This is a genomic window from Acidithiobacillus sp., from assembly GCF_023255755.1.
In the GTDB taxonomy this organism is placed as follows: domain Bacteria; phylum Pseudomonadota; class Gammaproteobacteria; order Acidithiobacillales; family Acidithiobacillaceae; genus Acidithiobacillus.
In genome coordinates this window covers 1-5,447 of the sequence record NZ_JAGDVS010000022.1, presented here as the reverse complement: position 1 = coordinate 5,447, position 5,447 = coordinate 1, and the positions used below count along the sequence as shown (strand labels likewise).

The window sequence follows — 5,447 nt, the reverse complement described above, 5'->3', positions numbered from 1 at the left end:
GCAACCGCCGGGCGCTTGGCAAGTCCCAGTGGCACGAAGCCCGCAGGGCCATTTTCGACGCTTTGCTGCAAGTCTTCGCGCCAACCGAACCACCAACCAAGCCCACTCTGACTGGTCCCGATTTTATGTTGATCGCCGGATTGACCAGCTTTGCCGATTGGATCGGCTCAAACGAGATGTATTTTCCCTTCGGTGCGTCCGAGGATTGCGGCGATCTGTCACGCTGGTTCCAGACACGGCGCGATCACCACGCCGAAGCAGCGCTCGATGCGACGGGCTGGATGTCGCGGCTACCGCTGGCTGCGTCGTACAGCGCCTTTGGCGAGCTGTTCGGCTTCCCACCGCGGCCCTTGCAGCAGGCAGTGGTCGAAGCACTGCCTAATATCTGGCAGCCCGCGATCCTGCTGATCGAAGCGCCGATGGGCGAAGGCAAGACCGAAGCATCGTTTTACGCCCACCTGGAATTACAACGCCGATTGCAACATCGTGGTCTGTATGTCGCACTGCCCACCAAGGCGACGGGCAACGCCATGTTCCGGCGACTGCTCAAGTTCCTGCGCAGTCAGAACTGCGAGCGCCCGATCGACCTGCAATTGCTGCACGGCGGGGCACTGCTCAACGACGACTACCAGCAACTCAAACCGGGCGGCATTTTTGATGCAACAGCAGGCGGCGACGTTCGGGCGGGCGAATGGTTCACCCACAAGAAACGTGCGCTGCTGTCGGAATATGGTGTTGGCACCATTGATCAGGCACTTATGACCATCCTGCCGGTGCGCCATCAGTTCGTGCGGCTGTGGGGGCTCGCGAACTGCGTGGTTGTGTTCGACGAAATCCACGCCTACGATGCCTATACTGGGACCCTGTTACTGCACCTGCTGCGCTGGCTGCTGGCGCTGGGCTCGTCAGTCGTGCTGTTGTCGGCAACTTTGCCACCGCAGATTCGGCGCAAGCTGGCTGAACTGACCGGTGCAAAACCGCCTGAGCAGGAAGCAGCCTACCCGCGCCTTTCCGTGTACCAGCCCGGGCAAACGGTACGGCAAATCGCATTCGATGCCGACCCCACGCGACGTTTGAATGTGGAGATTCAGCCCGCCGTCGCCGAACTGCAACCACTGCGTGCCACGCTTAATGAGCGTCTTGCCCGGGGCGGCTACGCGCTTGCGTTGCTCAACACCGTGCAACGCGCACAGGACCTGTACCGGGATTACGGCGAAGGTGAACCCTTGTTATCCGACGGCCAACCGATCGGCAAACTGCTCGCCGATGGCACCGAGGTCTATCTGTTCCACGCGCGTTTTCCCGCCGATAAACGCCAGAAGCGCGAAGACGCCGTGCTGAACATTTTCGGCCCACCCGATGCGCAAGCGCCCATCCCACGCAGCGGGCGAAAAATCCTCATTGCCACCCAAGTGGCGGAGCAAAGCCTCGACCTCGATTTCGACCTGATCGCCACCGATCTCGCGCCTATCGACTTGCTGTTACAGCGCGCTGGCCGCTTATGGCGGCATCCACGTGGCGTGCGTCCACTCACCGCACCGACACTGATCATCGCTGGACTGGATGGGGATACGCCCCCTCCGTTTGACAAACCGCTGTGGTGGGGCGCGGTCTATCGCGAAGATGTGTTGCTGCGCACTTGGTATCTATTGCGCGGCAGGTCTGGGCTGCAATTGCCGGACGACATCGACCTACTGGTGCGAGCGGTATATGAGGAAGAGGTCGAAATCCCCGAATCCCTACAAGCTCGCTTGCAGAAAGCGCTGGAAGACAACGAAGGTAAAGTCTACGCCCATACGATCGACGCGAATAAAGCCATCATCGGCTTTCCCGACGATGCATCGTGGAACGATCCGGCGCGTTTCAGCTTATACGAGGAAGATGAACCCGGTGTGCATCGCACACTCATGGCGCAAACCCGCCTCGGCGACGATTCCGTCGTCGCCGTCCCTTTGTGGGAAACGGACGCTTTCGAACACGAAGTCGAACCCGATTTCACCCAGGCAAAAATCTGGTTCCTGCGCGCCATGAGCCTGACGCGGAAAAGCATCGTTAAACCGCTCCAGAAAGTGGGCGTGCCCGAAGGCTGGAAAAAGAACACCCTGCTACGCAACGCTTACCCCCTGCGACTGGACGCCGATTCACGCTGGATTGAAGACTCCAAGGTGCGCCTCACCGACGATCTCGGGCTGATTTACGAAACGAAGGAAACCGCATGAGCCGATACAACCTGATCGATGAGCCTTGGATTCCCGTGCGCTGGCACGACGGCCAGCGCGCTGAGTTGGGCATCCGCAGCACCCTGCTCAAGGCGAAGGACATCTCCGTCATTGAAGACCCATCGCCACTGGTCACGGCCGCCGTGCACCGCTTCCTGCTCGCGGTACTCTATCGCGCACTCGAAGGCCCGACCGACATCGAGCAGGCCAAGGAATGGTTCAAGTCGGGCATACCGGGCGAAAAAATCGTCGTTTATCTGGAACGCTGGCGGAACCGGTTCTGGTTGTTTGACGACGAACATCCCTTCGGGCAAATCGCCCAGTTTGAGCCGAAAACCTGGCGCGCTTGGACGGTTCTCGCTGCCGAGCACAATGCTGACAATGCAAAGGTTTTGTTCGACCATATCGATGTCTCCCGCCCGGACGCGGTATCCGCCAGCGCGGCAGCACGTTGGATGTTGGCGGCACAAACATTTTCTGTGAGCGCTGGCAAAAGCGAGCTCTCGCACACAGGTACGGCGCCTTCGGCGACTGCGGTCATGGTCTTGCCGGTGGGTCGCGATCTGGAAGACACCTTGCTTTTTTGCCTCGTTCCCCAGAATCGGGCAGTCGCTGCGTTCGACCTACCGATATGGGAGCGCACAGCCGAATCACTCGAAAGCCTAAAATCCGGCGTCAAGCGCAGCATTGGAGGGTTCGCCGACCAGTACACCTGGCGAACCCGCTCGATTCGTTTGCAAGGCACTGAAGCCAACCAAGTCGAAAAACTCGCTTTCGCATCCGGCGTGGAAAACGCCTCCAAAGACAGTGTCGACCCTATGCTTGGCTACCGCATCGACGACAAAAAAGGCCGCTTACCGATTCAATTCCGCGAGCGAGGTCTGTGGCGCGATTTCGATTCCTTGCTGCCAGACGACGGGCACCTTGCACCAAGCGTGATTGAGCACGCTGCCGCGCTGACGCGCTTTGCGCGCGAGCGGTTTCCGCATTCGATCATGGTGCTTGGACAAGCCAACAACAAGGCCAAGATCGAGTATTGGCGCATGGAACGCTTCTCTCTGCCTCAAGCATTGCTGGGTGGGCGCGCGACTCACATCCGCACTGAAATCCGCCAGCTTCTCGGCGACGCAGAAGAAACCCAGACAGCGCTTGGGCAAGCCTGCCGGACTTTTGCACGCAATCTGCTGAGTCGCGGCAATCGCGAACCGGACAAAAAGGATGTCAGTAAATTTGTCGAGCAAATGTCTGCCAACGCCAGTTACTGGTCCACGTTGGAAGTCGCGTTTCACGACATGCTGCGCAGCTATACGCTGGAACTCGACCCTGACGACATTCGGCTCGATTGGTTGAAAAGCGTGCGTGACAGCCTGCGCGACGCGTGGAACCAGTTCGTCGCCTCCGTCTCGACCTGCGACGCCTGGGCGATCCGGGCGCTGGTCACGGCCGAAGGCACGGTCAGCAAGAAGCTCAAGGCGCTGGACGAAGAAATCCAGAAATACGAATCGCATCGCAAACCGCAGGAGGAAACGGCATGAGCGGACTCATCGCGTGGCTGGAGCAGTTGAACGAGCAAGACAGCAGGGCAAAGTCGGTACTGCGTCGAAGCCTTGCCTTCGACCCTGGGCAGCACATTCCCGCCTTTCCCTATGTCGAGCCTTTTCTGAAGGGAACGGAAGAAGGCTGGCGCAGGCAGATGCACTATCTCGTCGCCGGTTTGTGGGCCGCGCACCAACGCGAAGGCAGCGCGGGACCGACCTTGTCCCTGGCCAGGGCATGTGCGGCGCATCAACTCAAAAGTGGATCGGCGAGTACCGAGCGACGTTTTATCAACTTGCTGGATGCCGACCGCGAGCAATTGTCGCACCGTCTGCGCCAGATGGTCGCACTACTGGGAGAGCAACCCATCGATTTCCAGATGTTGCTGAATGACCTGCTGCACTGGAGCCGCGACGATAAGCGCGTCCAGAACTCCTGGGCGCGCGATTTTTACCGCACCCTCAACTTGTCTTCAAAAAATCAAGCTGAACCCACACCGGAGGTCACCCAATGAAAACCCTGATCGAGATTCACGTCCTGCAAAACTTTGCACCGTCAAACCTCAACCGCGACGATACTGGCGCGCCGAAAGACGCCTTGTTCGGCGGCATGCGCCGGGCGCGGGTATCCAGCCAGTGCAGCAAACGTGCGGTACGTGAGTTTTTTAGCGAGCAGGTGCGAGAAGGTGTGCTCGGTGCAGACGAACTGGCGGTGCGTACCAAGCGCGTCTACCAAGCCATCGCTGATGCGCTGGCAGGCAAGCGCGATCTGGTGGAGTCTCTGGCAAAAGCCGAAATCGCTTTGTCCTACGTCAAGCTCCAAGCGGCGGAAGGTGGCAAGACGCAATACCTGCTGTTCTTGGGTCGCAGTGAAATCTCAGCACTGGCGCAAACAATTGACGAATACTGGGATCAGGTCGTGGCGGCAGATGAGAGTGACGCGGAAAAGCCCAAAGGTAAAGCCAAAAAGGCCGCAGCGAACAGTGCGCCCAAGGAAGTTCAGGCGCGCATCGAATCCATTTTCAACGGCGGCAAGGCTATCGATGTCGCCCTGTTCGGCCGGATGCTGGCCGATATGCCCGAGAAAAACCAGAACGCCGCCTGCCAGATCGCGCACGCGATATCGACCCATGCCGTCGAGCGCGAATTCGATTTCTACACGGCGGTGGATGACCTGAAGCCCGATGACACCGCAGGCGCCGACATGATGGGCACGGTGGAATTCAACTCGGCCTGCTACTACCGTTATGCCGTGGTTGATTGGGAGAAACTGGTCGAGAACCTGCAGGGCGACACGGAACTCGCGACCAAGGGTCTGCACGTTTTTTTGCAAGGATTCGTCGAAGCCGAACCCTCCGGCAAACAGAACAGCTTCGCCGCCCACAATCCGCCCGAGTTCGTCGCGGTATCGGTGTGCAGCAACGCCGCTCCGCGCAACCTCGCCAATGCCTTCGAGACGGCGATTCGTGCCAGGCCGGGGGAATCGCTGACACGCAAGTCAGTGGAAGCGCTCGCGACCAAAGCGAACGCCTTGCACGAGGCGTATCCGAGGACATGCCACACCTTCTTGCTCAATCTCGCACAGGCTGAATTGGGCGGCTTTGGCGTGGAGAAGGCGTCGCTGAACGAGGTGCTGGACGAAACGCTTAAAGCCGTGCGGGGTTGAGCCATGCCCACTCTGCTATTACGGCTT

At 59.3% G+C, this 5,447-nt stretch carries 4 protein-coding genes; all 4 read left to right on the top strand.

Translation table 11 applies throughout. The annotated features are described in order from the left end of the window. On the top strand, positions 1 to 2,219 hold a 2,219-nt coding region (gene cas3, locus Q0C48_RS01760; RefSeq protein WP_291520946.1), incomplete at its 5' end, for a CRISPR-associated helicase Cas3'. After that, positions 2,216 to 3,754 carry a type I-E CRISPR-associated protein Cse1/CasA gene (gene casA, locus Q0C48_RS01755; RefSeq protein WP_291520944.1) on the top strand — a complete coding sequence of 513 codons (1,539 nt, stop codon included), beginning with the start codon at positions 2,216 to 2,218 and terminating at the stop codon, positions 3,752 to 3,754. The genes cas3 and casA, both read left to right, overlap by 4 nt. Beyond that, on the top strand, positions 3,751 to 4,269 hold the full coding sequence (gene casB / locus Q0C48_RS01750) for a type I-E CRISPR-associated protein Cse2/CasB (RefSeq protein WP_291520941.1): 519 nt from the start codon (positions 3,751 to 3,753) through the stop codon (positions 4,267 to 4,269). The genes casA and casB overlap by 4 nt, the downstream gene beginning before the upstream one ends. After that, on the top strand, positions 4,266 to 5,420 hold the full coding sequence (gene cas7e, locus Q0C48_RS01745) for a type I-E CRISPR-associated protein Cas7/Cse4/CasC (protein ID WP_291520939.1): 1,155 nt from the start codon (positions 4,266 to 4,268) through the stop codon (positions 5,418 to 5,420). Before casB ends, cas7e begins: the two co-directional genes overlap by 4 nt. Positions 5,421 to 5,447 lie beyond the last annotated feature (27 nt).

Coding starts and splice junctions, on each gene's coding strand:
- cas7e (WP_291520939.1), top strand. CDS start 4,266: ATGAAAACCCTGATCGAGATTCACGTCCTGCAAAACTTTGCACCGTCA.
- casA (WP_291520944.1), top strand. CDS start 2,216: ATGAGCCGATACAACCTGATCGATGAGCCTTGGATTCCCGTGCGCTGG.
- casB (WP_291520941.1), top strand. CDS start 3,751: ATGAGCGGACTCATCGCGTGGCTGGAGCAGTTGAACGAGCAAGACAGC.